The sequence below is a fragment of the Pseudarthrobacter sp. Y6 genome (assembly GCF_050156205.1).
GTDB lineage: Bacteria > Actinomycetota > Actinomycetes > Actinomycetales > Micrococcaceae > Arthrobacter.
The window spans coordinates 3,947,710-3,974,682 of record NZ_CP189574.1; the positions used below are offsets into that span (position 1 = coordinate 3,947,710).

Genomic DNA, 26,973 nt, shown 5'->3' on the forward strand with positions numbered 1-26,973 from the left:
CAAGAATGTCCCGTGCCCTAGGGCGGCACAAGCAGACGTCACCTTCAACGAGCTTCTCCCGACCGGGCTGGTTTGGGCCGGTAGGGACGGTGGCCGGTTTCCGGCTCCCGTCAGCGCCGAGGGAGGGGCGGAGCATGGCCTTCTCGTCTTCGCCTTCGGGCCCTGCCGCCGGCCGCCCGCGCCTGATGGCGGTGCGGTCGGACGGTAGGTTGTTTTCGCGTTCGGGGTGGCGTTACTTCGTACCGCCCAGGTGCGCTGCCCACGGGTAGTAGACGTACGCGAATGCGGCCGGCGCTCCGGTGATCCGTTTGTTCATCCAGACGGTGTTGTCCACTTTGACTCCGGGGGTCATCGGGAGAAGCTGGTCGTGCAGCGTCGTCTCGATGTCGGCGACAAGCTGGGCCCGCTTTTCAGGATCGGCCGTGCCGCGGGCCTCTGCGAACTTCGCGTCGACTCCGTTGTAGTTGTACTGATTGAACAGGCCGCCGGAGACGGCGGTCGCCGCGAGCCAGTCGAGGGGGTTGGGAATGTTGGGCCAGAACGCCGTGTAGAGGATGTCAACGCCGGCGCGGGTCGCCGGGTCGTAAAGGTAGCTCGAGTAGCCCGTGGTCGGGACCACCGTGAGTTCGAAGTTGAGGCCGATCCGGTTGGCCGCGTCCTTGACGGCGACGCCGAATTGCTGAACCTTGGCCGTGCCGGGGACCACCATTTGAATCTTCTTTGCTTTGACGTCCGCGGGGAGGCCGTCGACGATCTTCTTCGCGTCGTCATACCCGGCCGACACCGGCTCCGGGAGGGACTTTTCGAGTGCGTCGAGCTGCGTGCTGGCGAAGCCGAAGGCTGCGGACGGCGTCTGGAGCCGGCTTGGTTGGCCAACGCCGCCCAGGACCTGCTTGGCTATGCCATTCCAGTCGATGGCCATCTGGAGCGCTTTGCGGACCTGGGGGTTGCTGCCGGCCCCGTCCGGGTTGGCCCAGACGATGGTCTCCATGAGCGGCGCCGGTCCCTGGCTCAGCGTCCCGGCGGGCGTGTTCTTCAGTTGCGTGATGCTCGCTGGCGGAACGTTGAACGTGCCGTCGATCTGGCCTGCGAGGAGCCCGGAGGTGATGGCCGCGCTGTCGGTCAGGAACGTGAAGTCGATCCTTTTGGCCTTCGGTTTGAGGCTGGTATTCCAGTAGGAGTCGTTCCGGACTATGGAGATCGACTGGCCTTGGGTCCACTTGTCGAACTTGAACGGGCCCGTGCACATGACGCCGGTCGAGGGTGAGCCGAAGTCGGCTTGGTGGGTTTCGAAGAACTTCTTCTGGACGACGACTCCGGCGTAGCTTGCGAGTTCGTCGTTGAACAGGTAGTCGGGGCTGCTGAGCGTGACAGTGACCTGGTTCGTGCCCGTGACGGCTATGTTCGCGACGTTTCCGTACAGGTAGTTGTAGAAGGTCGTCTTGTCGCTGAGGTTGTGTTGCAGACTGAACGCGACGTCCTCGGCTGTCATGGGAGACCCGTCCCAGAATTTGACGTCGGTGCGCAGGTCGTAGACCCAGTGCAGCGGATCCGGGTTGGATGCTTTCGCGGCCAGATTGGGCTTGATCTGGAAGTCCGGGGTCTGGGTGAGGAGGTTCTCGCAGAGGTTCGAGTTGATCATGTTTGGGGTGTAGTCGGCCGACTTGAACGGGTCGACGGTCTTCGGCTCGCCCTCGAAGACGTTCCATGTGATCTTGTCGACCTCGGACACGGCCGCGGGCGTCATGATGGTCGGGTCGCTGGAGGCGGAAGTGTCTTTCGCTTTCGTCTGACCTCCTGCGGTGCATCCTCCGAGGAGGGCGGCGATGAGGAGGCCCGCAGCGGTAACGGCTGCGCGGGAAATCGCGCGATTCTGGTTCATGGCATGTTCTCCGTGATGGGGGTGTGTGGGTTTTGGGGAGTGGTGATTCCGGGCTGCCATCCTGGGTGGGGGACGCTGTCGCGCAGTAGCCGGGTGTAGGGGTCGTGGGGGTTATCGAGCACGTCGGCGGTCTGTCCCTGCTCGATGACCTGTCCATGCCGCATGACGATGACTGTGTCCGTGATTTGCCGGATGACGGCGAGATCGTGGCTGATGAACACGTAGCTGATGCCGCGTTGTTCGCGGATGTCGGCGAGGAGGTTGAGGATTTGTGCCTGGATCGACACGTCGAGAGCCGAGACGGCCTCGTCGAGGATGAGGATTTCGGGTTCGGCGGCCAGCGCCCGTGCAATCGCCACGCGCTGGCGTTGGCCTCCGGAGAGCTCTCGTGGGAGCGATTCCAGCTGGCGCTCGTGGAGACCTACAAGTTCGCCGAGGTCCCGGACTCGCGTCTTGAGCGCCGCGCCGGTGAGCCCGAAGTGCAGGTGCACCACTTCACCCAGGCAGTCCCCGATCTTCTGGCGGCGATCCAGGGATGTGTAGGGGTCCTGGAAGACGATCTGGATGAGCCTGCCGCGCGCACGCAGGTCTTTGATCCGTCGGGCGGGCCGCGTGTGGTCTGCCCCGCCAATCAGGATCCGGCCGGCGGTGGGCTGTTCGAGACCGATCAGCATCCTTGCGGTTGTGGTCTTGCCCGATCCCGACTCGCCGACGATCCCGAGCGAGCCGCCCGTGCGGAGCTCGAATCCGATACCGTCAACGGCAACGGATTCCTTGCGCCCGCGGCCGAAGGTCTTCCGCAACCCTTCGACGGAGACGACGGGCGCCGTCGTCGTGCGCGCCGTGTCTGGTGTCGCGCTCATCGCTGCAGCTCCTTCCCGAGGGCCGTCCCGTTGACGGTGCTTCCGTCAGGGCCAGCGCCGAGGAGGAGTCGACCGCGAAGCTCGGACGTCCGGCGGCAGCGGCTGTACTCGTCTTGGGCGAAGTGTTCGAGGACCGGGAATGACTCCCGGCATGCTTTCTCTGCGTAGGGGCAGCGTGGGGCGAAGGGGCACCCCTCGGGTGCCTCGTAGGCCGATGTCGGGTGGCCGGGTATGGCCGGCAGGCGCGGGACCACGCGGTTGATGTCCGGGCGGGCCTGCATGAGTGCGGCGCTGTATGGGTGGAGTGGATCCGTTTGCAACTTGGAGGAAGTCTGTTGCTCGACCATCGCACCGGCGTACATGACGATGGTCTGGTCGCACACGGCGGCCGCGAGTTCGAGGTCGTGCGTGATGAAAAGCATGGCCATGCCGTACTCGTGCTGGAGGCGCCCGAGGATCGACATTACTTCGCTCTGGGTGGTGACGTCGAGCGCCGTAGTGGGCTCGTCGGCGAGAATAAGCCGGGGTTTCATGGCGAGGCTCGCGGCGATCATGACGCGTTGGAGCAGGCCGCCCGAAAGTTCGTGCGGGTACTGGCGCAGGCGCCGTTCTCCGTCAGGGATCCCGACTTCGCCGAGGAGCTCTACGGCGCGATGGTTCGCCTCCGATGCGGAGACCCGGCCGTTGACGCGCAACCCTTCGGTGAGGAAGTCCCCGATGCGCCGGACAGGGTTTGTGTGGGCGCGGGGATCCTGGAAGATCATCGAGACGTCGCGCGAACGGAACCGGCGCAGGGCCGCGCCGCGGAGGTCCAGGACGGACTCGCCGTCGAACCTGATCATCCCCGTGGTCTGTGCGCCTGGAGGGAGGAGGCGGGCGATGCTGCGCACCGTCATCGACTTTCCGGAGCCCGACTCGCCGACAAGTCCGAGGGTTTGGCCGGCTTCGAGGCTGAAGGAAACGTCTTTGAGGACGGTCCGCAGTGCACCGTTGACGGGGAGCTGGACGTTGAGGCCATCTACCTCGAGCAGCGGGTTCATGCGCGTGCCTCCGATCGTTTGATGAGCTCGTCGCCGAGGCTGTTTGCGGCGGCTACGGTAATGACGATGAGCAGACTGGCCCAGAGGGCTTCTTGCGGTTGCTGCTGCATAATGCCGGCCATACCGCTTCCGACCATCGCCCCCCAGTCGGCTGTCGGCGCCTGCACGCCGAGGCCGATGAATGACAGGGACGCGATGTCGATAAGCGCGAATCCGAACGCGAGTGTCGCATTCGCCCAGATGAGGCCGGCGATATTGGGGAGGATGTGCCGCAGGCTGATGGCGGTACCCCGCAGGCCTTGAACGCGCAGTGCCTCGACGTACGGAAGCGAACGCTCGCGAAGGGCCGCGCTGCGGGCGATGCGGGCGATGTATGGCGTGTAGGAGATGGAGAGCGCCACGATGGCGCCCTGAAGTCCTGCGCCGAAGATCGCCGTGGCCAGGATGGCGAGGAGGAGACCGGGGAAGGCGAACACCGCGTCGATCGTGCGGGCGACGACGGTGTCGAACCACCCTCCGATCCAGACCGCGGCGAGGGCCAGCGCAGTTCCGGCGGTGGTGGAGATCGCCACGACCAGGAGGGAACCGACAACCGATGTCCGGGCGCCCGTCATGAGTCTTGAGAAGAGATCCCGGCCGCTGGCGTCCTGGCCGAGCAGGTGCCCGGAGCTGGGATCGGCGAACGCGCCCGAGAGGTCGACGGCGTTGGGGTCCGTCACGACGAGGACTGGGCCGAGTGCGGCCAGAAGGGCGACCGCGGTGAGCGCGGCTGCGGAGCACCAGCCGATGGTGCCCAGGCCGCGGCCTCGCACGCGGCCCTTCCAGGCGCGGCGGCGGGCGTCCATGACGGCGGCGAGGACGGTCATGATTTTCCTTTCCCGACCGAGACGCGGGGGTCCAGGACCGAGTACGCGAGGTCGATGACAGTGTTCAGGACGATGAAGGATGCAACGTAGGTAAGGCAGATGGCCTGCACAACGGGGAAGTCCTTTTGCTGCACGGAGCTCACAAGAAGGCTCCCGAGCCCGTTGAGCTGAAAGACCTGCTCGACGACGACCGTGCCGGAAATCATGCCCGCTAGGGTCAGGCCGAGGACGGTAAGCACGGGCAGCGCTGCGTTGCGCAGCACGTGGCGGCGGACTACGACACGGTAGGGGAACCCGCGGCTGATCGCCGTTTGAACGTGGTCGGCGGAGAGCTCCTGCCGGATGGCCGCCTGGCTGAGCCTGGCGACGAAGGCGATCGATGCCAGAGCGAGTGCGAAGGACGGCAGCACGAGGTGGTAAAGCGCGTCCGCGGGATCGACGCCGACACCGAAGACGGGGAACCATCCCAGGTTGACGGCGAACACGAGGGTGAGGACGACGGCGGCAACGAACGTGGGGACGGCCATCGCCGCGGTCGAGAGCCCAATGAGCGTGCTCGCAAGGAGTCCGGGGCGGAGACCCGCGAAGATGCCGATGGCGAGCCCGATGAGAGCGACAAAGATCGCGCTCAGGGCAACGAGGGCCACGGTCGTCCCGATCCGCTGGGCCAGCAGGGGCCCGACAGGCTCCCTGTAAAGGATCGACTCGCCGAAGTCGCCCTGGACCACGCCGCCGAGCCACCGGATGTACTGCAACGCGAAGGGTTCATCGAAGTGATATCGCTCGTTGATCTGCGAGATGGCGTCCGGAGTCATCGAGCGACCCTGCGTGAGGAATGTGAGCGGTGAACCCGGCGCCAGATAAAGCGCACCAAAGACGACGAAGCTCGCAGCAAGGAGCGTAGCGGCGAGTCCGCCGAGCCGCGCCGCGATGAAGCGGACGGTGTGCCAGATGGAGCTGCGGTTCGCGGTGCCCCGGGCTGAGGCCGGCGCAGGGGGGCGTGCGGTGCTGGCTGTCTGGGCGCTCATCGGTGCACCGCCCCTTCCATGGCGAGGACATCTCGCCCTGCGACGACGGTCCGGACGACCTTGGCCTCAAGCAGCTCCTCAGCCTGGGTCCGGAAGACGTCCCGGTCGAGGACGATGAAGTCCGCGAACAGTCCGGCGGAGAGGCGCCCGAAACGGTCTTCGGCGCGGCAGGACCATGCGGCGTCCCGCGTCGCGTGAACGACGGCTTCTTCGAGGGGCAAGGCGTAGCGGGCGATGTTGGGCGGCAAAGAAGGGTCGAAGGCGGATCGCCTCGTCGCGGCGACGAACATGTTGGGCAGGGGCGCGAAGGGCGAGGTCGGTGAATCCGTCCCGAAGGCCAGAGCCGCGCCTGCATCCGTTATCTCCGGCCACGGAAAACCGCGATCGATGCGCTCGTCGCCGAGCATGGCCCGCCAGTTGCCTTGGATGGCCGGGTCGGCGTGAACCGGCTGCATGCTCGCTACGATGCCAAGCGCAGCGAGCCGCACGATGTCGGCCTGTTCAACGACCTCAAGATGCTCGATCCGGTGCCGGCGCTGCGCAGGACCGTTGGTCCGCACGGCATGTTCGACGGCGGCGATCGCGATCCGGACTGCCTCGTCGCCGATGGCGTGCATCGCGACCTGGAGGCCGGCGGCGTCGGCCGCCGCGACGACGGGGGCAAGGGCAGGCAGGTCCCAAATCGGCCCGGGGAGCGAGCCGTCCGCATATGCGCGGCCGAGGGTTGCGGTGCACCCATCCACCGTGCCGTCGACCAACACCTTGATGCCGACAACGCGCAGCCACGGCGAATCGTGACGCGCGGCGAGCTCGGCTGCCCGCGCGACCTGGGCGAGGTTCTCCGCCGGGTCCTCCGAGCAGTGGATCCGCCAGTGGGCGGCGATGCGGGCGGTGAGCGTGCCGGCCTCCTCGGCCCTAACCATGGCGGCGAGGTCGCCCTCGTCCAGGCCCATGTCGATCGCGGCCGTCACGCCCACCGCACGGTATCCCGCCAAGGCTGCCTCAAGGTGCCGGTCGCGCTCGGCATCACTTGCCGCGCCGTCAAGCGCCGGCCAGACGAGCTGCTGCATGGCCGTCTCGTCGATGTAGCCGGTCGGTTCGCCGGATTCGCCCCGGGCGATCGAACCTCCCCGGGGAGCCACCGTATGACTGTTGATACCGATCTCGGCCAGAGCCGCGGTGTTGAGCCAGATCGAGTGGTAGTCGTACGCCTGGACGTAAACGGGGCGGTCGGCAATGACCTCGTCGAGCATGTGCCGCGTCGGTCCGTCGCCTGGCACCGTGCCGTGGAGCCACCCCTGGGCCCGCACGCGCGGGGCTTCCGGGTGCGCGGACGCCCACCGCGAAAGACGGCGCTGGATTTCCGCCAGGTCCTGGGCGCCCCAGAGGTCCGCCTGCCCTGCGGCCTCCCCCGTGGCCACGATGTGGGCGTGACCGTCGACGAAGCCCGGCAGGACCAGGGCTCCGTCGAGGTCTTCCTCGACGCAGTCGTCCCCGGCGAGGCGCCGAGCCGTCGCTCCGTCACCGACGTAGGCGATCTTGTCGCCCTCGACGATGAGGGCTTCTGCCCATGCAGGCTGGTCTGCGGTGAAGACCCGCGCATTCATATACAACGTTGGGGCCACTGTGGGTCCGGCCTTATCTTCTTTAGTGCTCAGGTTCTGTGATTCGGACGACGAGACTGGAGAGTTGGCGTCACCGCTGACGATGGATAACCTCGTCGGAGGAATTTGAGCTGACATGAGCTGTCCTTGGATTCATGGAAGGAATGTCGGGAAGAACTCCCGGAGAAAACTATCGCTGTTAGTTAAACTATAGACCCAACCGCCTTCTTTTGTGAAGTCGCTCACGTTAATTATCTGGCCCATGTAAGCCCTCCTGTGTGGTATGGGAAATTCGCCCCCAGGATCATGCACAGGTCGATGTCTTCCCGAGATTCAGTCACCTGTTCGGAGAGCATGATTCGGATCTCCTCTTCCAGAGCCGAGAGCAGTTTTGCTCGGATTTCTTCAGGTTCAACGGGTGAAGGGCTTGGAAGCAAGGCGGCCACTTCAGGGGAAATGGTTCCCTGGTCTGTCAGGTAGCCGGGCAGGTTCAGTGTCACTATCGCGTTCAGGCTGGAGCTTGAGTGGTACCGGGATGGGTAGGCGACATGGAGCGTTTGGCAGATGTGATACTGCACGCGGGGGCCTATGAACTGCAGGAGACTGAGCGGTGTCATGGGGAGCCCGAGCGGGTCCAGGGCGTGGTCCACCGTCGTTGGATTGGCGCCACGGTCGATGTGCATCAACACCTCAGAGAACAGTCTGGTCAGAATGCGGTTGACGACGAAACCGGGGGCGTCTTTGACTACCACTGGTAGTTTTCCCAGCAATGACGCCAGCGTTTGAGCTTTGGCAAGAGTGCTGTCACTTGTTTCCTGGCTGGGGACAAGTTCTATGAGCTGGAGGACGTCGACGGGATTGAAGAAGTGGAAGCCAATCAGCTGCCCGGGGTTCAGTAAGGCGGCGCTGATGTCTTGGACGGACAGCGATGACGTGTTGGTCAGGAGTATGGCATCTTCGCTCAGGTGGGGTTCTACTTCTGCGAAGACGGTTCGTTTGACTGTGAGCTCTTCGTAGACCGCTTCAATCACGACGTCGCATCCGCTGAAGTCTGCTTTGTCCGTGGTCCCGGTGACGAGGGAGCGGATTTCGTCGGCGTCGGCGGAAGTGACCTGTCGTCGTTTGACCTGTTTCTTTAGCTGTTCGTCGATCCAGTGCAAAGCGGAGCTGATCCGGTCGGCGGACAGATCGGTCATGAGGACCGGGACGCGGAGTTGTCGGGCGAAGGTGAGGGCCAGCTGACTGGCCATGAGCCCGGCGCCGAGGACTCCGACGGACTGGAACGATTTTGGCTCTGTGGCTGCTGCGGGGGTGTGGCGGCGTTTGACCTCCACCTGGCAGAGGCGGAATGCGTATCTGCTTGCGCGGGATTCTGTTCCGACGAGCAATTCGCCGAAAATGCGGGCGACGGCGTCGTTGTCGAATTGGGCCGGCGGCGAGCCTGCGGCGGACGCAATAAGGTCAAGGGCTTTGTAGGGGGCCGGCGCGGCGCCGCGGAACCTGTTGTCCAGCTGCTGGCGGATGGCGTCAGGTGATGCTGCCGGGCTGAGGTGGTCTGCGGGTTCAGGGCGCTGGCTTTGTTGCTTGAGAATGCCGGTGGCAAACGCCAGTGATTTTTCGAGGAATTCATCCGCGGGCAGAACAGCGTCGACGATGCCGAGTTGTTCGGCTTTTTCGGGGTCGAGAGTATGGTCTGCCAGTGGATCCGTGACTATGAGCTGAGTAGCAGCCGTTGGTCCGATCAGTGCCGTCGCGAGGGGGATGCCGTTCCATGCGGGGATCAGTCCCAGCCGGACTTCGGGCAAGCCGAGTGCGGCGACCGAAGAAGCCACGGTTCGATAGGTGGCGTGAAGTGCCAGTTCAAGGCCTCCGCCGAGCGCTGAGCCGTTGATGAAGGCAAAGGTGGGAATGGGAAGGTCTGCCAGCAGTCCGAATGTTTCTTGACCTGCGGAGGCGAAGTTGGTGGCTGCTTCGGCGGTGGTGAGATGGTCCATGTATTTCAGGTCTGCTCCTGCGCAGAAAACCGGTCCGGAACCGGTCACTGCGAGGGCCTCAAAGTCCTTCGGGTTGACTGCTTTGAGGGCTTCGGCCAGGTTCTCGAGGGACTCTGGTCCGAGGGTTACGGGCCGTCGTGGATCGTTGTTGTCCAGGGTTAGTAGTGCCAGTCGGAAGCCGTCGCGAACGACGACGTTCGTGGTGACATGGGTGATGGTCTCCTTGTACATGAAGGTTCCTGTTCGTAACTGGTGGGCCGGGGCGGCGGTGCAGGTGATGGGCAGTCGGTTCTGCGCTCAGTGGGGCCTCGGGCGGACATGTCCACAAGTTGCTGCAAGCGGTTGGGGGCTGGCCCCGTCGGAGAGGAGGGCGGAGATCAGAATGTCAGCACGATTTTGCCGACGGTTTCGGGTCCGTCCAGCAGTTCGTGGGCCGTTCCGGCTTCGGTAACGGGCAGGCGTTTGTGGATGACGGGGCGAACGTGGCCTGACTGGAGCATTGGCCAGACGTTTTTTACGACTTCCCGGACAAGTTCGGCCTTGCTCCCGGCGCCTGTGGCGGGGCGTGTCCGGAGGCTTGTGGAGTGGATGCTGCCGCGTTTGGCCATGAGGTGAGGGATGTTCAGTTCCGCCTTGGCGCCGCCCTGCATGCCGAGGATAATCAGGCGGCCGTCCGGGGCCAGGGCGGAGACGTTGCGTTTCAGGTAGCTTGATCCCATGTTGTCCAGGATGACGTCCGCGCCCTTGTCGTTCGTCGCTGTCATGAGTTCGGCGACGAAGTCCGAATCCTGGTAGTTGATCGTAATCTTTGCTCCCAGGTCCCGGCAGGCTTCAAGCTTGAGTTGGCTGCCGGCGGTCGCGGCCACGGTGGCTCCAGCCGCCGTGCCCATCTGGATGGCGTGTGTTCCGATGCCGCTGCCGCCACCGTGGACGAGCAGGACGTCGCCCGGGGAGAGGCGGGCGTTCATGAACAGGTTGGACCATACGGTGCAGGCGGCTTCGGGCAGGCTTGCTGCGTCCGGCAGCTCGATTCCTTCGGGAACAGGCATGAGCTGGCCCGCGGGCACGGCAACCCGCTCGGCGTAGGCCCCGCCCGAGAGGAGCGCGCAGACGCGGTCCCCGACGCTCCATTCTTGAACTCCGTCTCCTAGGTCGCAGATGATGCCGGCGCATTCCAGGCCCAGAATTTCGCTGGCACCCGGCGGGGGCGGATAGTGGCCCTGCCGCTGCAGGAGGTCGGCGCGGTTCACTCCCGCTGCGGCGACCTGGACGATGACTTCGCCTGGACCGGCGACCGGGTCCGGAACCGGGGCCCAGACCATGGCATCAGGGCCGCCGGGGCGTGGAACGGTAATCGCGTACATGCCGGGCTACTTCCTGTCGGCTGTGGTGCCGACACCTGTGGGGAGCTGCTTCTTTGCGATCTTGCCCACTGGGGTCTTCGGCAAGGAGTCCAGCCGTGAGTATTTGCGGGGTACTTTGTAGGCGGCGAGGTGCTTGCGGCAGTGCGCGTCGAGTTCTTCGTCGGAAATGACCGCGCCGGGTTCCAGCGTGATGAACGCTTCAACGGACTCGCCGCGGTACTCGTCAGGGGTTCCGACGACGGCGGCTTCCAGGATCCCCGGGAAACGGGTGAGGACTTGTTCGACCTCGGCGGGATAGACGTTGAAGCCGCTGGTGACGATCATTTCCTTTTTCCGGCCGACGATGTAGAAGTACCCTTGTTCGTCCATGGTGGCGAGGTCGCCGGTGAGGAGCCAGCCGTCCCGGAGGGTTTCCTTCGTCAGGTCCGGGCGGTTCCAGTAACCCTTCATGATCTGCGGTCCTTTGACGATCATCTCGCCCACTTCTCCCACCGGGAGTTCCTGGATTCCGGCACCGTCTTTGTCTACGATGCGGACATCCGTCAGGGGGACCGGGATTCCGATGCTGCCGACCCTGCGGTCGGCGAACAGCACGGGGTTCAGATGGGTGGACGGGGAAGCTTCGCTGATTCCAAAGCCTTCAATGATCTTTCCGCCGCTCTTGCGCTCGAACAGCTCCAGGTGTTCCTGGGGAAATCCGGCCCCGGCGCTGTTGTAGATGGTGACCTTGCCAAGGCCGCTCTCCGCGACCGCCGGTTCCCGGTTCAACGCCGCGTACATCGTCGGTACGCCGCTGAAGACGTACGGCTGTTCTCTTTTGATGATCCTGAGCATCTCTGCTGCCTTGAAATCGGAGACGAGGATCTGGTTCATGCCCGAGCGGACTGCCAGCAGCGTCACCGCGGTCAGCCCGTAGACGTGGCAAGTTGGCAGAACGTTGATGGTCTTGGCGCCGGGAGGGGTTTCCAGCAGCCCATAGGTCATGGCATAGCGCTGCTCAATGTTGGCGATGAGGTTGCGGTGGGTGAGCATGACGCCTTTGGCTGCCCCGGTGGTGCCTCCGGTGTACTGCAGCACGGCAACATCGGTGGCTTTCCTGTCGCACATGACCGGTGCGCCGTCCAGGTGCTCGCTCAGTATGCTTAGGGGCGTTCCGGCTTGTGTGCCGGGGACTTCTGTGAGGTCGACACGGAACAGTTTCCGGCCCAGGAAAGACGTTTCCCCCGGTGAACAGCGCATGACGGCTTCATCGGTAGTGACCACAAACTCCGCTCCGGCGTCGTCCAGGATTCTGCGCATCTCCTCGGCCGGGTACCGGACGTTCACCTGGACAACGATGCCCCCGGCGAGGACGGTTCCGAAGATGGCGAAGATGTATTCCGGACGGTTCGGGAGTATGACTGCCAGCCGGTCCCCGGAGGCCAAACCTTCCTTGCGCAGCAAACGGGCGAATGCGTGTGACTGCGCGTAAACGTCGTCGTAGCTCCAGGTTTGGTCTTCGAAGGTGAGCGCAGTCCTGCTCCCGAAGCGGCGGCGGGACTCGGTGAGCATGTCGCCCAGTGTCATGTCCGGCACCGATTGCAGGGCACGGACGGATTCCGGATAAAGCGCCATCCACGGACGTTCCTGGGGCCTGGGCATTGATGGTTCCTTTTCGAGGTGGGGCATAAATATGGACGGCATCAGGAGGCGCCGCCGGCGTCCTGCTGCAGCCGCTGGGCCGCGGCCAGTTTCTCTTTAAGAATGGCTGCGTCACGTTCGGGGTTTACCAGGACAAAGGTCAGGATGCCGCCGAGCAGGATCGCCGCCCCGAAGATCTGGTAGGAGAGGGAGAAGCCTGCCAGGGGTGTCACCGCGTTCTCGACCAGGACGCCTACCAGCCCCGGAGCAATGAGACCCGAGACGTTTTGAAGGGCGAGGAAGATACCCATCGAGCTGGACAGCTGGGACGCCGGGACGATCTGGGAGATCACCGCATTCATCATGGGCAGTGCAACACTCATGCAGCCATACCCGAGAATCAGTACGGCAACAACGATGACGGGCTCCTTGAAGAGCGGGAGGCAGGCCAGGACAGCGCCGCCAATGACCAGGAATGCTGTCGTGGTGATAACCCGGATCCTGCCGGAAGAGCCGTGCCGGTTACCGAGCCGGTCAGTGAGGAAGGTAGACCCGTACATGAAAATCAATGAGGCGACGCTGGGCAGCCCGAACATGATGCCGGATTCGAGTTGGGAGTACCCGAGCCCCTTCTCGAAGTAGGAGGGAATCCAGGTGATCGAGGCCGAGACCACTCCGTACACTGCAAACGTTGCCAGCAGGGCACCGATGAAGGACTTGGACGTGAGGATGTGCCAGCGGTTCAGCTTGATGACCGGAGGCTGCTCCTGCTCTGCGCTGGATACGGTCGAAGGACCGGGCAAAGAGCGGGTCTTGGCGAACGGTCCTTCCTTGCCGACCAGGAGCCAGGCAGCGCACCAGATGAAACTGACCACTGCCATGACTACAAAACCGGCCCGCCATCCCGCGGCAACGACGACCACTGCGAGGGCCGGGGCGGCAAAGATCTTGGCGAAGGAGGATCCCGAGGTCACCAGGGCTGATGGGAAGCCGCGCTTTTCGGGCGTAAACCACTGAAATACGGCGGTGGTCGCCATCGCTGTTGCAGGCCCTTCGAAGGCGCCTAGGGCTATGCGGCACAGGAGCAGGACCGTGAACGTGCCGCTGATCAGGATTGGGAACTGCACCAATCCCCACAGGGCGGAAAGGATGAGGAGAATCCAGCGGACCTGGAAGCGGTCACCGAGCAGGCCGACCATGGCGCCGCTGACGCTGAAGAGGAAGAAGAAGGCACTGCCGGCAAAGCCGATCTGTGTGGCGGTAAGGCCGAATTCGCGGGCGAGGGGCTGGGCCACGATGCCCAGCAGTGCCTTGTCCGACCAATTGATCGTGGCAAAGAGGACGACCATGGACGTCACTGTCCAGGCCCGAATCCCCGGGGGCTGAGTTTTTCCGGCGGCGGGTGACTTCGTCGGAGTGATGTGGGCTGACATGAGCTGTCCTTAGATTCACGGAAGAAGAGATTCACGGAAGAAGGGCGGGAAAAGTCCCAAGAAAACTAGCGCTGTTAGTTGAACTATAGACCCAACTGTTTTGTTTTGTGAAGACGCTCACGTTAAGTCTGCTGGTGCAATCCACGTGATCGCGGCAGTGACTATGGCAAGGTAGACGGCATGGCACGTCCACGAATCCCGATACTTTCCTCCGAGCGCATTGTCCAAGCAGCGGCTGCGCTTATCGACGAGGCTGGCCTCTCCCAACTAACGATTCGGCGCCTTGCTGAGCGTCTCGGGGTCAAAGGGCCTTCGATCTACAACCACTTTCCGACCATGGACGCCATTGCCGACGCCGTTGTCGATTCGCTGCTGGGCACGATCGATATTTCCATATTTAGTTCGACCGGCTGGCGGGAAGCACTCCCTGTCTGGGCAAGGAACTACTGGAGGGTGCTCCATGAGCACCCTGAGATTGTGCCGCTGATGGCCCGGGGGCCCGCGACACGAACGGCCCAGCTGCGGCTGGCCGACGCATTTTATGGATCTCTCGTCGACGGGGGATGGCCGCCGCGGCAAGCGACAGAAGTGGCCATCGCCGTGCGCAATTTCATCGCAGGCTCCGCCCTGGGCTCGTACTCGGGAGGGTTCTCCGAGCCGGCCGAGTTCTACTCAAGGGAGTTTCCGCATCTGGCGGACGCCTATCGGCTCCCCGAGTACAAAACCGAGTTGGACATCGCGGCTTTCGAGCGGGGCCTGTCCTGCCTGATGGACGGGCTGCTGTTGCACTATGCGACCGGCGTACTCGGACTGGGAGGCCAAGGCGGTGAAAAGACCGCTACCGCCAAAAGGGTCTAGCAAAACTTACGTCGTTAGTTTAGAGTTTTGGGGACGACACTAATCGGTTCCGGCCTGGCCGGACGCATTTGATGGAGCCCCTCATGAACTACGAATACATCCGCTACGAAGTGGACGGCCCGGTCGCCACGATTTGGCAGAACCGTCCCCGGCAACGGAATGCTCAGAACGAGCAAATGCTCGATGAGCTGAACGACGCCATACTTCGCGCTGGCCAGGACACGGAAGTCCGTGCCGTTGTCCTCACCGGAGCGGGGGGCCACTTCTCCGCCGGCCACGACCTCAAAGAGGGCCAGGCCAGGCGTCAGGACTTCACTCCCGAGGAGCGGTGGGACTTCGAATCCACCTCCTACATGCAGTACTGCCTGAACATTTTCAATCTCCCTAAACCCACAATCGCCCGCGTTGACGGGGCGTGCATCGCCGGAGCGTTCATGGTGGCAAACATGTGCGACATGATCGTGGCCTCCGAGGATGCTTTCTTCGCCGACCCCGTCCTGCACACCATGGCTGTGGCCGCGGTTGAGGTGCTCGTCCATCCCTGGGTGATGGGGAGCCGCAAAGCCCGGGAGTTCCTGTTCACGGGCGAACGCATGTCCGCGCAGGAGGCGTACGAATGCGGCATGGTCAACCGCGTCGTTCCTGCCGCCGAACTTGACCTTGCCGTGGACACTCTGGCGCAACGGGTGGCCCAGGCTCCGCCGTTCGCCACCCGCGTCCTGAAGAAGTCACTGAACAGAACCCTTGAGGCGCAGGGCTTCCACGTCGCCCTCAGCGCCCACTTCGACGCACATCAGCTGACCCATTTCAGCGAGGAAGCAGCCCGAGGCAAGGCCGACGGCGGGTTCTCCAACTCCATCACCCGCCACAAGACCGGCGCATCAGTCAAATAATCCGCGGTCGCACAGTACAGGAAAGGACGATTGCGAAATGACAACCTTCAACATCCATGAACTACCGGCGGACAGTCGTGTAGTCACCCGTCACCGGGTCGGGCACGTTTACCTGATCGGACTGAACCGGGTGCCCAAACGAAACGCCTTCGATCTGGAGATGCGCTCCGAGCTGGCAATGGCCTACGCCGAGATGGAACAGGACGACCAAGTGCGCGTCGGCCTGTTTTACGCGCACGGGGACCACTTCACCGGCGGCCTCGACATGGCGAAGGTCGGTAACGCTCTGCGTGAGGGAAAGGGCGGAATCCCGGAGGGAGGCATTGATCCCCGGCAGCTCAGCGGTGCCCAGCGGCGAAAACCCGTGGTCAGCGCCGTCCAGGGCTGGTGCCTGACATTGGGCATTGAGCTGCTCCTAGCCACCGATATCCGCATAGCGGCAGAGGACGCGAAGTTCTCCCAGATGGAGGTCAGCCGCGGGATCTTTCCCTTCGGCGGCGCGACTATCCGCTTCCCCCGGGAAGCCGGCTGGGGCAACGCCATGCGCTACATGCTTACAGGTGATACCTTCGACGCCGCTGAAGCCCTCAGGATGGGCCTCGTGCAGGAAATCGTCCCGACAGGCCTCCAACTCTCCCGCGCCTTCGAGATTTCCGAAGTTATTGCCCGGCAGGCTCCCCTGGGCGTCTCGATGACGCTGCAGTCAGCTCGGCGGGCCCAGCGCGAAGGGGAAGAAGCCGCCGCAAGGCAGCTGGTTCCGGAAATGCTCCAACTGCTCGACAGCCAGGACGGCTCCGAAGGCGTTGCCTCGTTCCTGGAACGTCGCCCGGCACAATTCACCGGCCGCTGACCCCGGCCCCTGACCACCCCGTTCCCGCACCCAGCTGCGACCTCCATCCAAGGAAAAACATGGCCTACGACTCGATCGACACCGACTACTACCGGCTCGAGGACCGGCTCACCGACAGTGACCGCGCCATCCAGAAGCAAGTCCGTGCCTTCGTGGACAACGAAGTCCTCCCGATCATCAACGACTACTGGGAACGCGCCGCCTTCCCGTTCGAACTCATCCCCAAGTTCGCCGACCTGGGCATCGTCGGAACCACGATTGAAGGATACGGATGCCCCGGCCTCTCACCCACCGCCGCCGGCCTGATCGCCATGGAACTTGGCCGAGGCGACGGATCAATGAACACGTTCTTCGGAGTCCACTCAGGCCTGGCCATGGGAAGCGTGCACCTTCTGGGCAACGAGGAACAAAAAGACCGGTGGCTGCCACAGATGGCCCGCATGGAGCGCATCGGCGCCTTCGCGCTAACTGAACCCGACCACGGCTCGGATTCAGTGGGACTGGAAACGTCTGCGCGCCTGGACGGTGACCACTACGTCCTCAACGGGGCAAAGAGGTGGATCGGCAACGCCAGCTTCGCAGACATCATCATTATCTGGGCCCGCGACGAAACCGACGGCAAGGTCAAAGCCTTCATCCTGGAAAAAAACGACGATGGCACTTATCCGGACGGCTACAGCGCCGAAGTCATCACGGGAAAGATCGGCAAACGCGCCATCCTGCAACCGGACATCACCATTCGGGACCTCCGGATCCCGAAGGAGAACTTGCTAGCCCACGCAGAATCCTTCCGGGATGCCAGCCGTGTTCTCGCCGCAACGCGGAACAGCGCCGCCTGGGAATCCGTCGGCCACGCGGCCGCCTCCTACGAAGCTGCCGTCGCCCATGCCCGGACCAGGATCCAGTTCGGTAAACCGCTGGGCAGCTTCCAGCTCATCCAGAACAAGCTGGCTAACATGCTCGCGGAACTGACCGCCATGCAGCTGATGTGCTTCCGTCTGGCCGAACTCGCAGAATCCGGCCAGCAAACATCCACCATGGCATCCGTGGCCAAGATGCATACGGCTCAAAAAGCCCGATGGATCTGCGCCGAAGCCCGGGACATGCTCGGAGGCAACGGCCTGCTGCTTGAAAACCACGTGGCCCGCCACCTGACGGACATGGAAGTCGTTTCCACCTACGAAGGAACTGACTCCATCCAGTCACTCCTCATCGGGCGCGATATCACCGGAATCGCGGCCTTCGTATGACCGAACAATCCAACCTCCAGGCTCAGGAACCGTCGCTGCCGGAGCGTTCCAACAGCGCAGAGAACACCCCCTTGATTGTCGGATACGCCCGCACGCCCTTCTGCAGGTTCAACGGACAATTCTCCGACGTAGCGGCCACCGAACTTGGCGGGCATGCGGTCACCGCAGCCCTGGACCGTGCTCGCGTTGCCCCCGCGGACGTTAACTACGTCGTTGCCGGTCATGTCCTCCAGGCAGGCCTCGGCCAGAACCCAGCCCGCCAAACCGCCGTGAATGCAGGGATCCCCCTGTCAGTCCCTGCCATCACCCTCAATGCCGTCTGCCTCTCAGGCATGGAAGCCGTGGCGGCAGCGGTACGTCTCATAACCTCCGGGGAAGCTGACATCGTCGTGGCAGTCGGACAGGAATCAATGTCCCGTGCCCCGCACGCCCTCCATGTCAGGTCCGGACAGAAGTACGGGGCTATGGAAGTCCTGGACACCCTCGAAAATGACGGCCTGACCGACGCCTTCGAACACCGCTCCATGGGCAGCTCCACCGAAGACGGCAACACAGCATTCGGGCTAGACAGACGTTCCCAAGACGACTGGGCAGCCCTTTCGCACCAACGAGCAGAGGGACATAAGACATTTCACGCCGGCGAGATCGAACCCTATCCGCTTGCCTCGCGCAGCGGCCAACTCCTCGTAACGGACGATGACGGAATCAGGGCCGGTACAACTACCCAGTCGTTGGCCAGACTGCGCCCGGCTTTCCGGGCCGACGGAACCATAACCGCCGGCAACTCTTCCCAGATTACCGACGGCGCCGCAGCCATCGTCCTGGCCAGCCGGGAAGCAGCGGAACGGCTAGGTTTGTCCCCGCTGGCCAGCGTCGAAGCCCACGCCTTCGTGGCAGGACCAGACGTGCTGCTCCACAAGCAACCCGCCAACGCCATCTCCGCAGCCCTGAAAAAAATCGGGACCGACGCCGCAGAACTGTCGGCCATCGAGATCAACGAAGCCTTCGCAGCCGTCGCCGTCCAGTCCCTGCGGGAGCTCGGCGTGGACCCGGAAATCGTCAACCAACACGGCGGGGCCATCGCGCTCGGTCACCCGATAGGCGCGTCCGGAGTCCGACTCATTGGCACCCTCGCCCGGCAACTGTCACTTGCCGGCACCGGCAACCTGGGAGCCGCTGGAATCTGCGGCGGTGGAGGACAAGGCAGCGCTGTTATCTTGAAGGCGAACTAGGGCGTGTCTCCTAATGCTGGGGGTGGCTTGTTGGCAAAATTGAGTGGTGAGTTCGCGTTATGCCTTGTTGTCCGATGCCCAGTGGGAGTTCATTGCCCCGTTGATGCCTGATTCCTCGGGGAAACCGGGGCGGCCGTTCAATGACCACCGGTTGATGACAGAGGGCATCATTTACCGCTACCGGGCAGGTATTCCATGGCGGGATCTCCCTTCCCATTTCGGGTCGTGGAAGACCGTATGGAAGCACCACCGCCGCAACAGCGCCAGCGGGATCTGGGACAGGGTACTGGCTGCGTTGTTGACCCGTGCCGACGCGCAAGGGCTGATCAACTGGGAGGTGTCAGTGGACTCCACGGTGAACCGTGCCCACCAGCACGGCACGAACCTTCCCCGCCACACAGGGGGACCTCTCGAATTACAGGAATCTGCTTGATGAGCCGGATGATCATGCCATCGGACGCTCCCGCGGCGGCCTGACAACCAAGATCCATGCCCTGGTTGACGGCAACATGCGCCCCTTGGTCCTGCTCCTGGGGCCCGGTCAGGGCGGGGACTCGCCCATGTTTGAAAACCTCATGGATGCCCTGAAAGTCGAACGGGAAGGTCCCGGACGGCCCCGCGGCCGCCCGGACCGGGCCATGGCTGACAAAGCCTACTCATCCAAAGCGATCCGGAGCTACCTGCGCGGGCGGGGCATTGAATGCGTCATCCCAGAAAAGGAAGACCAGAAAGCCAACCGGAAACGCAAGGGCTCCTCCGGCGGCCGGCCCGTCACCTACGACAAGGACGCTTACAAGCGCCGCAATGTCGTCGAACGCAGTTTCAACACCCTCAAGCAATGGCGCTCCCTGGCCACCCGCTACGACAAACTGGCCCTCACCTACCGCTCAGCGGCCGTTCTGCACACCGTCATCATCTGGAGCGCACTATTAGGAGACACGCCCTAGCACCGGGCTGCAGGAAGATGCCCGCTCGCCGGTGTCCATCACGACGCTGAGTAAGTCGCGGCTTTGCGACTGAAAACCGCCAAAGGCAACCGTGAAAAAACCGCCAAACGAAGTTAACAGTCACACTGCCGGCCCCTTGCAGGCACCGTCCGGATGTCAGTTTAATGTGACCTCCGACTCATGACGGGACGATCACGCTGTCCCTTGCGTTAAACCAGTGGCGAAAGGAGGCCATGTGCTCATTGTCTTAACCGGAATAGACGGCTCAGGAAAATCCACGGCCGCCCGCGCCTTGGTAGATGCGGCCCAGGCTGACGGTGAAAACGCCCTGCTGCTCAGCAACCACGCCGGCAGGCGGAGCATGTCCGTGCTGGCTGAACGGCTGGGTATCCGCTGGCCGCGCCGCATGGCCGACGCCGCGGAGACCACCCTCCGCGTGGCCAACGTGCTTGTATCCCATGCCCGGGCCGGCCGCTTCGACGGCCTGGTGGTGATGGACCGGCACCTCCATTGCCAGCTGGCCCTGCGCACTGCCAAAGGTCTGCCGCGTGGCCGTGTGCTCCCCTGCCTGATTTCGTCTCTGCCGGAGCCTGACGCACTGGTGCACCTGGATGTTGAACCTGCGTTGGCACACGAGCGCATCGTGGCCCGCGGCACCGATTCGGAGACGCTGGCTGACCTGGTGGCCCTGCGCGACGCCTACCGTTCCATGCCCGAATACGCGGGCTTCGTCCAGCTCGACGCGGACTGCCGGCCGGCCGCGGTTGTGGCCGGGCTCAAGCGGATCGTGCGCGCGGAAAATCCCGCGGCTGTTTAGCCCCCGCAGACCAGCTCCGGCTCAAATCAGCGCGTGCAGTCCCCGGCTCCGCGGCCGGCCGAAGGACGCCGCACCCAGGAATTCAATGGCGACGAACGGCTCGGACCCAACCACCCACTCATCGTGCCCGGGAGGCAGCGCATAGGTGTCATGGGCATGGATGGTGGACCTCACGCCGTCGGACGTTTGAATCTCCAGACTGCCGGAGACACAGTAGCCGAGGTGATTGTGTTCGCAGAAGTCCGTCAGTTCCATGGGCTTGGCGGACTCGGACCATCGCCAGCCGGGAGCGAGGATAAGGCGGGCCACGGAGTAGTCATCCACGGTGACGAGATCGAACTCGGCCTTATCCGGACACCGCTTCTTGTCCGGAATATCAAAGGATTTTACGGCCAGAGCTCTGATGAAATTTGCGGTCATGGGGACACAGCCTAGGGATCATTTTCGGCGGGCGCTTAGGGCTGGGACCAAGCGGTGGTGAGTGGATGCCGGCAGGCGGCTACGGAGTGCGGCGACGAAGTGCGGAGACCAACAAGGTGTATCTCTAACCGTATCCATACGGCGCCTCAAGTCAATGGACCGCCCGGACCTTCGCGGAACCGGACAATGTCCCCTGCATGGGTCCCGGCCCTGGACCAGCCGGAATACTTCAAATGACGCCGGAGTTGTTGTTTAAAGTGGAAAGCCGATTCACTGGTTTCCTGTCTTTTGCCATCAGAGTCTCCCAAAGGAACGCTATGAGCCCCCAACTGATCACCAAACTTCAGCCAGGTACCCAGGCCCCCGATTTCACGCTGCAGGACGCCGAGGGCAAGGAAACCTCCTTGGTCAACTACCGCGGCAAGAACGTCATCGTGTACTTCTACCCGGCGGCTGCAACCCCCGGGTGCACCACCGAGGCCTGCGATTTCCGTGACAGCCTCTCATCCCTGCAAGGCTCCGGCTATGAAGTCCTGGGCATCTCCCCCGATGCCCCGGAGAAGCTGGCCGATTTCACCGGCGACTTTAACCTGACTTTCCCGCTGCTCTCCGACGAGGACCACGCAGTGGCCCTCGCCTACGGCGCGTGGGGCGAAAAGCTGGTCAACGGCGAGATCGTCGAAGGCCTCGTCCGCTCCACCGTGGTGGTGGACCCCGACGGCAACGTGGCGCTGGCGCAGTACCAGGTCAAGGCGCAGGGCCACGTCGCAGCCCTTCGGGAGTCCTTGGGGGTCTAGTCTGGCTGGGCACACGTAGCCCACCAGTCGGGATTCAGGCATGGCGATCGAAGTCCGTCCGGGAACGCTGTTCGAGGACGTCAAAACGCTGGTTGGTCCTAAGCGGCCCGATGCCAACGTCTGCTGGTGCCTGAGCTACCGCATTCCGTCCAAACAGAACGTTGAGTTGCGCGGGACGGCCCGTGGCGACCTGATGAAGGAGCTCGTGGCGCAGGATCCGCCGCCTGGGGTTCTGGCGTACGACGGCGACGAAGTAGTTGGGTGGGCAGCTGTCCATCCGCGCGCCGATACGAGCTTTGCCCGCAACCGCAGGATCCCCCATGTGGATGACCTGGACGTTTGGTCTGTGTGGTGTATCCGGGTCCGGCCCGGGTACCGCGGCAAAGGGATCTCCCATCACCTGCTCAAAGGTGCCGTGGAGCTGGCCCGCAGCTACGGCGCGCCCGCCATCGAGGGCTACCCGGTGGATAACGGCGGCAGCAAAGTGGACCTCACCATGGCCTACGTGGGCACTCGCAAGCTCTTCGAGAAGGCCGGGTTCGTCAAGGCCGCTGATACGGAGTCGGTGCTTAACGGGTTCCCGCGCGTCCTGATGCGCCTGGACCTGGGCTAACGCGGGACCAGCTGACGCAACGTGCGCTGAATCAGGGCTTCTTCCGCCAGTTATTCGGCCAGTCGTTGTCTATTACCCACAAGGCCAGCAGCAGCGCGTCCATGGTCATGAGTCCCGCTAGGAGGTAAGCCCACCCGGTGTACCAATGCACGGCAATCTCCTGACCTGGTATCCCCCAGCCACTTGATTGTCCTCCAGTGTGGCACGGAACAGGTCAGCAGGGAACGGCTACTTTGCGAGCGCCGCCAGGCGGCCGTGAAGTTCGGTTTCGCGGTTGAGGAGGCGGGTTAGCTGTTCGACTTTTTCCGAGAGCTCAATGCCGACGGCCAGCCGGTCCCCCGGCCAGCTCGAGGCCTCCCAGGACTCACCCAGGGCCTGGGCCAGCGAGCGGGACAGGGAGCGGAGCTTCCAGGAATGGCTCAGGTAGTGAACGGTGCTGCGCGGGCGGCGGCCCTGCTTCAAGAGCTGCCACGAGCGTGCCAGCCTGCCCGGCAGTCTGACGGATTCCGTTGGTTCCATGACTCCTGCACCGTCCTCCGGCAATCCGCACATTCCTTCAAAGCTGGTCCTTCGAGTGTGGCCAAGGAGCCTCAAGGGCCCATCAAGGGCAGTCAAGTATTCCGGCAAGACCGGGCCACACCATGGCGGCCCGCCCTGGAATGCCCGGTGCTGCACCGACTTCAACCTTCGTTGTCAGGTCAATGACATGCTTCACCGGCCTTAATACGGTAGAAGTAGAGTCATGCCTTCCATGCCCGAACCGCGCCGTGCCGTTGTGATTGAGGACGATCCGGACATCCGTGGCCTCCTTGTCCGGATCCTGGTCAAGCAGGGTTTCGAGGTGACGCAGGCCGAGGCCGGCCTGCCCGGCGTGGAGGAGGTCCGCCGCGCCAAGCCGGATCTGATCACACTGGACCTGAACCTCCCGGACGTGGACGGGCTGGAAGTCTGCAAACTCCTGCGTGAATTCTCCGACGCCTTTATCGTGATGCTCACTGCCCGCGCCGACGAACTGGACAAGCTCACTGGCCTGGACAACGGTGCGGATGACTACATCAGCAAGCCGTTCAGCCCGCGCGAACTCCAATCCAGGATCAATGCCCTGTTCCGCCGCCGGCAACCGTCCGCGGCGGACACGGCCGTGGCGAGCGAGCTGGAACGCGCCACCGAGGTCCAGCAAAGCCTGCTGCCCCAGGAGGACCTCCGGGTGGACGGGTACGACGTCGCCGGCGACTTCCGCCCCTCCCGCAGCGTGGGCGGGGACTTCTACGACTGGTACCGCACGCCCGAGGGCCTGCACTTGACGTTCGCCGATGCCATGGGCAAGGGCATGGGCGCGGCCCTCATTGCGGCCACCGTCCGGGCAGTCATGCGGTCCACCGGACAGCGCCAGGACCTGGACGCGGCCTTCGCATCCGCCAGCAAAACCATCGCGGCGGACCTGGATTCCTCCAACTCGTTTGTCACCCTCTTTCACGCCCGGCTGGACGCTGCATCCGGCGTCGTCAGCTATGTCGACGCCGGCCACGGACTGGCGCTGCACGTCACTGCCGAAGGGTCGGCGCACCGCCTTCCGAGCGGCGGCCCGCCCGTGGGCGCCTGGGCCGGGTCCACCTGGCCGCAGTCCGCCGTCGGCCTGGCCCCGGGCGATTCCCTGGTGGTGGTCAGCGACGGCGTGCTGGACGTCTTCGACTCGGTGGAGCAGTTCACCGAGGCTGTGCTCGCCGCCGCCCACGGCCAGGTTTCCGCGCAGTCCGCCAGCGCCGCCATCATGGCCCTGGCGCCGGCCGAAACCGCTGAGGATGACGTCACCGTCGTGGTGGTCCGCCGCCTGCCTGAGCCAGCCGCGGCATGACGCGCTTCTGGACCCGCCTGGTGGTGGTCCTGACCGTCATCCTGGGCGTGAACTACGTGGCCTGGCGCTGGGCGTCGTCGCTCAACTGGGATGCCTGGTGGATCGCCGTGCCCCTGGTGGTGGCTGAGACCTACAGCCTGATCGACGTGATGCTCTTCGGGATGACCGTGTGGCAGCTCAAGATCCGTAAGGGAGCACCCGCGCCGCCCCACGATGCCACCGTGGACGTCTTCATCACCACGTACAACGAAGACCTGGACATGGTCATGACCACCGCCCTGGCCGCCCAGAAAATCCGGCACCCGCACAGCACCTGGATTCTCGACGACGGCGCGCGCCCGGAGCTGAAGGCCCTCGCCGAAGAGCACGGGCTGGGTTATGTGACGCGGAGCGAGGACTGGACCGTCAAGGTGCCGCGCCACGCCAAAGCCGGCAACCTGAACAACGCCCTGATGGTGACGCACGGCGAATTCCTGCTGATCCTGGACGCGGACCAGATCCCCGAACCGGACATCCTGGAAAAAACCCTGGGCTATTTCAACAACCGCCGGGTGGCCCTGGTCCAGACGCCGCAGTACTTCAGCAACGTGCCCGCCCACGATCCACTCGGCAGCCAGGCACCCCTGTTCTACGGGCCCATCCAGCAGGGCAAGGACGGCTGGAACGCGGCGTTCTTCTGCGGCTCCAACGCCATCCTGCGGCGCGAAGCCCTGATGCAGCTGGGCCTGGTGGGCTACGTCAAGGAGACCGAAAAGAGCATCCGCCGCGCCCTCACCGCCTCCCGCTCCGCCATCCGCCAAGCACGCAAATCCGCGGACATGACCACCCCTCTCGTGGCCGAAGTACTGGACGCGGTGGAGGCCGCCACGCTGGAAGCCCAGGAACAGCTGGCGGACGGCCAGCCCCTGAGCGAGATCACGTACCGGGTCCGCCGCCGCGTGGACGCGGCCGTGCAGACGCTGGTCCAGGCCGACATGTCCGCCCTGCAGGCCGACCTCGAAGAGATCGCCGCCATGGAACTGGCGCACGTGGGTGATGCCGGCGTGCCGGTGGTGGCCGACGACGCCGTCCAGCGTATGTCAGCCCGTGACTGGTCGCCGCTGGGCGCGCTGGAATCCGTGCAGGCCGTCCTGGATGCCCTGAACGTGGAGCGGAACGATGAAGCCCAGCCGGTCATGCCGCTGGCCACCATCTCCGTCACGGAGGACATGGCCACGGCCATGCGCCTGCACGCCATGGGTTGGGAAAGTGTCTACCACCACGAGGTCCTGGCCTATGGCCTGGCGCCCGAGGACCTGCAGACCATGCTCACCCAGCGCCTCCGCTGGGCGCAAGGGACCATGCAGGTGCTGCTCCGCGAGAACCCGCTGCTGCAGAAGGGCCTGAAGTTCGGCCAGCGGCTGATGTACTTCGCCACCATGTGGACCTACCTGAGCGGTTATGCGGCGGTCATCTATTTCGCCGCCCCCATCATCTACCTGCTGCTGGGCGTCCTGCCTGTGAGCAGCCTCAGCTGGGATTTCTTCCTGCGGTTTATCCCGTTCATGGTCGCCAACCAGCTGCTGTTCGCCGTGGCCGGCCGCGGGATCCCCACCTGGCGCGGGCAGCAGTACAGCCTGGCGCTGTTCCCCACGTGGATCAAAGCGTGTTCGACGGCGGCCCGGAACGTCTGGTTCGGCCGTCCACTTGGGTTCGCCGTCACCCCGAAGGCCCGCCAGACCGGCGGCCCCAGCTGGAGCCTCATCCGGCCCCAGATCGTGGTGAGTGTGCTGCTGGCGGTGGCCGCCGTCGTCGGGATTATCCGCCTGGCCACGGGACTGGCCGAGCCGCTTGGCACCCTGGTGAACGTGGCCTGGGTTACTTTTGACCTGGTGGTCATGAGCATCCTGGTCCGGGCTGTTTTGTACAAGGGCTACGAACCCGCTGTGGACGTTGCTTCTGGAGAGAGGAAAGCCGATGGAGTTTAGTTACGAGGTCAAGGATTCGTACGCGGAGGTCAAGGCGGACGGACGGCTGAACATGGTGTCCGCGCCCAAGCTGCGCGAATTCGTCACCGATGTGATCGCCGGCGGTTCCTCGCGGATCGTGGTGAACCTGGAGGACACGGCGTTTATGGATTCCTCCGGACTTGGCGCGCTGATCGGCTGCCTCAAGGCCGCCCGTCAGGCCGGCGGGGACCTTCGCATCGCAGCGGTCCAGCCGCAGGTGAAAATGGTTCTTGAGCTGACCAGCATGGACCGGGTGTTGACTGCCTACGCCTCCGCCGACGAGGCGTTCCGCAATGACTGAGGTCCTGGCCCGGCGGAGCTTCCGGGGACTGTCCACGGCCGAGGCCATCGACTCCGTCCACAACGAACTGGACAAGCTCTGGGAGGACGCGCCGTTCGTCCAGGCCATGGACCAGATGACCTTCACGACGGCGGTGATCGAGTCCGCGTCCAACATCGTCCAGCACGCGCAGCCGGCCAAGGCGCAGAAACCGGTGGAGCTGGGAGTGGACATCAGCGTCCAGCCCACGCTCCTGCAGGCCCGGGTCAGCGCGTTCTTCGCCAAGCCCCCGTTCGGCCCCCTGGAACCGGGAACCCCGGACGACGATTCCGAGTCCGGCCGCGGCCTGGCACTCATCGAGGCGCTGGTCACCACGGTGACCTTCGAACGGCAGGACGGCACCAACACCTGGATCCTCTCCCGGACGTCACAGCCCTGACCCCTCCCCCGGATGCTCTATCACTCTTAGCTCCCATTTG

24 protein-coding genes and 1 pseudogene are annotated in these 26,973 nt (G+C 64.0%); 13 read left to right on the plus strand and 12 right to left on the minus strand.

Annotated features, from left to right (window positions below):
• Positions 1 to 232: 232 nt before the first annotated feature.
• From ACQCSW_RS19005 to ACQCSW_RS19050, 10 genes are all read right to left on the minus strand, one after another.
• Positions 233 to 1,882, minus strand: coding sequence for an ABC transporter substrate-binding protein (locus tag ACQCSW_RS19005; RefSeq protein WP_160679722.1), 1,650 nt, complete (start codon positions 1,880 to 1,882; stop codon positions 233 to 235).
• Positions 1,879 to 2,745 (minus strand): ABC transporter ATP-binding protein, encoded by an 867-nt coding sequence (locus ACQCSW_RS19010; protein WP_160679720.1) that lies wholly within the window; start codon positions 2,743 to 2,745, stop codon positions 1,879 to 1,881. Before ACQCSW_RS19010 ends, ACQCSW_RS19005 begins: the two co-directional genes overlap by 4 nt.
• Positions 2,742 to 3,785: an ABC transporter ATP-binding protein gene (locus tag ACQCSW_RS19015; protein WP_160679718.1), complete on the minus strand. Its 1,044-nt coding sequence runs from the start codon at positions 3,783 to 3,785 to the stop codon at positions 2,742 to 2,744. The genes ACQCSW_RS19010 and ACQCSW_RS19015 overlap by 4 nt, the downstream gene beginning before the upstream one ends.
• Positions 3,782 to 4,651 (minus strand): ABC transporter permease, encoded by an 870-nt coding sequence (locus ACQCSW_RS19020; protein WP_246224137.1) that lies wholly within the window; start codon positions 4,649 to 4,651, stop codon positions 3,782 to 3,784. The genes ACQCSW_RS19015 and ACQCSW_RS19020 overlap by 4 nt, the downstream gene beginning before the upstream one ends.
• A complete protein-coding gene (locus ACQCSW_RS19025; protein WP_160679715.1) occupies positions 4,648 to 5,679 on the minus strand; it encodes an ABC transporter permease in 1,032 nt (343 codons plus the stop codon). Before ACQCSW_RS19025 ends, ACQCSW_RS19020 begins: the two co-directional genes overlap by 4 nt.
• On the minus strand, positions 5,676 to 7,421 hold the full coding sequence (locus ACQCSW_RS19030) for an amidohydrolase (protein WP_426988406.1): 1,746 nt from the start codon (positions 7,419 to 7,421) through the stop codon (positions 5,676 to 5,678). The genes ACQCSW_RS19025 and ACQCSW_RS19030 overlap by 4 nt, the downstream gene beginning before the upstream one ends.
• A 113-nt stretch (positions 7,422 to 7,534) precedes the next feature.
• Complete coding sequence (locus ACQCSW_RS19035) at positions 7,535 to 9,508, minus strand: 3-hydroxyacyl-CoA dehydrogenase NAD-binding domain-containing protein (RefSeq protein ID WP_426988408.1); 1,974 nt, start codon at positions 9,506 to 9,508, stop codon at positions 7,535 to 7,537.
• 146 nt (positions 9,509 to 9,654) lie between these two features.
• A complete protein-coding gene (locus tag ACQCSW_RS19040) occupies positions 9,655 to 10,641 on the minus strand; it encodes an NAD(P)H-quinone oxidoreductase (RefSeq protein WP_426988410.1) in 987 nt (328 codons plus the stop codon).
• Between the two features lie 6 nt (positions 10,642 to 10,647).
• A complete protein-coding gene (locus ACQCSW_RS19045) occupies positions 10,648 to 12,282 on the minus strand; it encodes a long-chain-fatty-acid--CoA ligase (RefSeq protein ID WP_160679709.1) in 1,635 nt (544 codons plus the stop codon).
• Between the two features lie 41 nt (positions 12,283 to 12,323).
• Entirely contained in the window at positions 12,324 to 13,694 is a 1,371-nt protein-coding gene (locus tag ACQCSW_RS19050; RefSeq protein WP_160679707.1) for an MFS transporter, read from the minus strand.
• Between the two features lie 180 nt (positions 13,695 to 13,874).
• On the opposite strand from ACQCSW_RS19050, the gene ACQCSW_RS19055 reads away from it, so the two are divergent.
• The 7 genes and pseudogenes from ACQCSW_RS19055 (at position 13,875) to ACQCSW_RS19085 (ending at position 20,541) form a co-directional block, all read left to right on the plus strand.
• On the plus strand, positions 13,875 to 14,552 hold the full coding sequence (locus tag ACQCSW_RS19055) for a TetR/AcrR family transcriptional regulator (RefSeq protein WP_160679705.1): 678 nt from the start codon (positions 13,875 to 13,877) through the stop codon (positions 14,550 to 14,552).
• 83 nt (positions 14,553 to 14,635) lie between these two features.
• On the plus strand, positions 14,636 to 15,445 hold the full coding sequence (locus ACQCSW_RS19060) for an enoyl-CoA hydratase (protein WP_160679703.1): 810 nt from the start codon (positions 14,636 to 14,638) through the stop codon (positions 15,443 to 15,445).
• A gap of 37 nt (positions 15,446 to 15,482) precedes the next feature.
• The gene (locus ACQCSW_RS19065) at positions 15,483 to 16,295 is read left to right on the plus strand and encodes a crotonase/enoyl-CoA hydratase family protein (RefSeq protein ID WP_160679701.1); all 813 of its coding nucleotides are present in this window, start codon (positions 15,483 to 15,485) and stop codon (positions 16,293 to 16,295) included.
• A gap of 59 nt (positions 16,296 to 16,354) precedes the next feature.
• On the plus strand, positions 16,355 to 17,545 hold the full coding sequence (locus ACQCSW_RS19070; RefSeq protein ID WP_160679699.1) for an acyl-CoA dehydrogenase family protein: 1,191 nt from the start codon (positions 16,355 to 16,357) through the stop codon (positions 17,543 to 17,545).
• A complete protein-coding gene (locus ACQCSW_RS19075; RefSeq protein ID WP_426988415.1) occupies positions 17,542 to 18,777 on the plus strand; it encodes an acetyl-CoA C-acyltransferase in 1,236 nt (411 codons plus the stop codon). The genes ACQCSW_RS19070 and ACQCSW_RS19075 overlap by 4 nt, the downstream gene beginning before the upstream one ends.
• Positions 18,778 to 18,880: 103 nt before the next feature.
• A pseudogene (locus ACQCSW_RS19080) lies at positions 18,881 to 19,724 on the plus strand (IS5 family transposase).
• Between the two features lie 235 nt (positions 19,725 to 19,959).
• On the plus strand, positions 19,960 to 20,541 hold the full coding sequence (locus tag ACQCSW_RS19085; protein ID WP_426988417.1) for a dTMP kinase: 582 nt from the start codon (positions 19,960 to 19,962) through the stop codon (positions 20,539 to 20,541).
• A 21-nt stretch (positions 20,542 to 20,562) separates the two neighbouring features.
• On the opposite strand, the gene ACQCSW_RS19090 is transcribed toward ACQCSW_RS19085, so the two are convergent.
• Positions 20,563 to 20,961: a cupin domain-containing protein gene (locus tag ACQCSW_RS19090; RefSeq protein WP_111909223.1), complete on the minus strand. Its 399-nt coding sequence runs from the start codon at positions 20,959 to 20,961 to the stop codon at positions 20,563 to 20,565.
• A 317-nt stretch (positions 20,962 to 21,278) separates the two neighbouring features.
• Here ACQCSW_RS19090 and bcp point away from each other — a divergent pair, with 317 nt between their 5' ends.
• Both bcp and ACQCSW_RS19100 read left to right on the plus strand, forming a co-directional pair.
• Positions 21,279 to 21,758: a thioredoxin-dependent thiol peroxidase gene (gene bcp, locus ACQCSW_RS19095; RefSeq protein ID WP_426988419.1), complete on the plus strand. Its 480-nt coding sequence runs from the start codon at positions 21,279 to 21,281 to the stop codon at positions 21,756 to 21,758.
• Between the two features lie 40 nt (positions 21,759 to 21,798).
• A complete protein-coding gene (locus ACQCSW_RS19100) occupies positions 21,799 to 22,371 on the plus strand; it encodes a GNAT family N-acetyltransferase (RefSeq protein ID WP_426988421.1) in 573 nt (190 codons plus the stop codon).
• A 228-nt stretch (positions 22,372 to 22,599) separates the two neighbouring features.
• Here ACQCSW_RS19100 and ACQCSW_RS19105 read toward each other — a convergent pair whose 3' ends face one another.
• Positions 22,600 to 22,890, minus strand: coding sequence for a hypothetical protein (locus ACQCSW_RS19105; RefSeq protein WP_426988423.1), 291 nt, complete (start codon positions 22,888 to 22,890; stop codon positions 22,600 to 22,602).
• 223 nt (positions 22,891 to 23,113) lie between these two features.
• On the opposite strand from ACQCSW_RS19105, the gene ACQCSW_RS19110 reads away from it, so the two are divergent.
• From ACQCSW_RS19110 to ACQCSW_RS19125, 4 genes are read left to right on the plus strand one after another with little or no spacing between them, the layout of a single operon-like run.
• Complete coding sequence (locus ACQCSW_RS19110; protein ID WP_426988425.1) at positions 23,114 to 24,226, plus strand: PP2C family protein-serine/threonine phosphatase; 1,113 nt, start codon at positions 23,114 to 23,116, stop codon at positions 24,224 to 24,226.
• Positions 24,223 to 26,193, plus strand: coding sequence for a glycosyltransferase family 2 protein (locus ACQCSW_RS19115; protein ID WP_426988427.1), 1,971 nt, complete (start codon positions 24,223 to 24,225; stop codon positions 26,191 to 26,193). The genes ACQCSW_RS19110 and ACQCSW_RS19115 overlap by 4 nt, the downstream gene beginning before the upstream one ends.
• Positions 26,183 to 26,515 (plus strand): STAS domain-containing protein, encoded by a 333-nt coding sequence (locus ACQCSW_RS19120; RefSeq protein WP_354252671.1) that lies wholly within the window; start codon positions 26,183 to 26,185, stop codon positions 26,513 to 26,515. The genes ACQCSW_RS19115 and ACQCSW_RS19120 overlap by 11 nt, the downstream gene beginning before the upstream one ends.
• Positions 26,508 to 26,933, plus strand: a complete 426-nt coding sequence (locus tag ACQCSW_RS19125; RefSeq protein WP_354252670.1) for an ATP-binding protein — start codon at positions 26,508 to 26,510, stop codon at positions 26,931 to 26,933. The genes ACQCSW_RS19120 and ACQCSW_RS19125 overlap by 8 nt, the downstream gene beginning before the upstream one ends.
• Positions 26,934 to 26,973 lie beyond the last annotated feature (40 nt).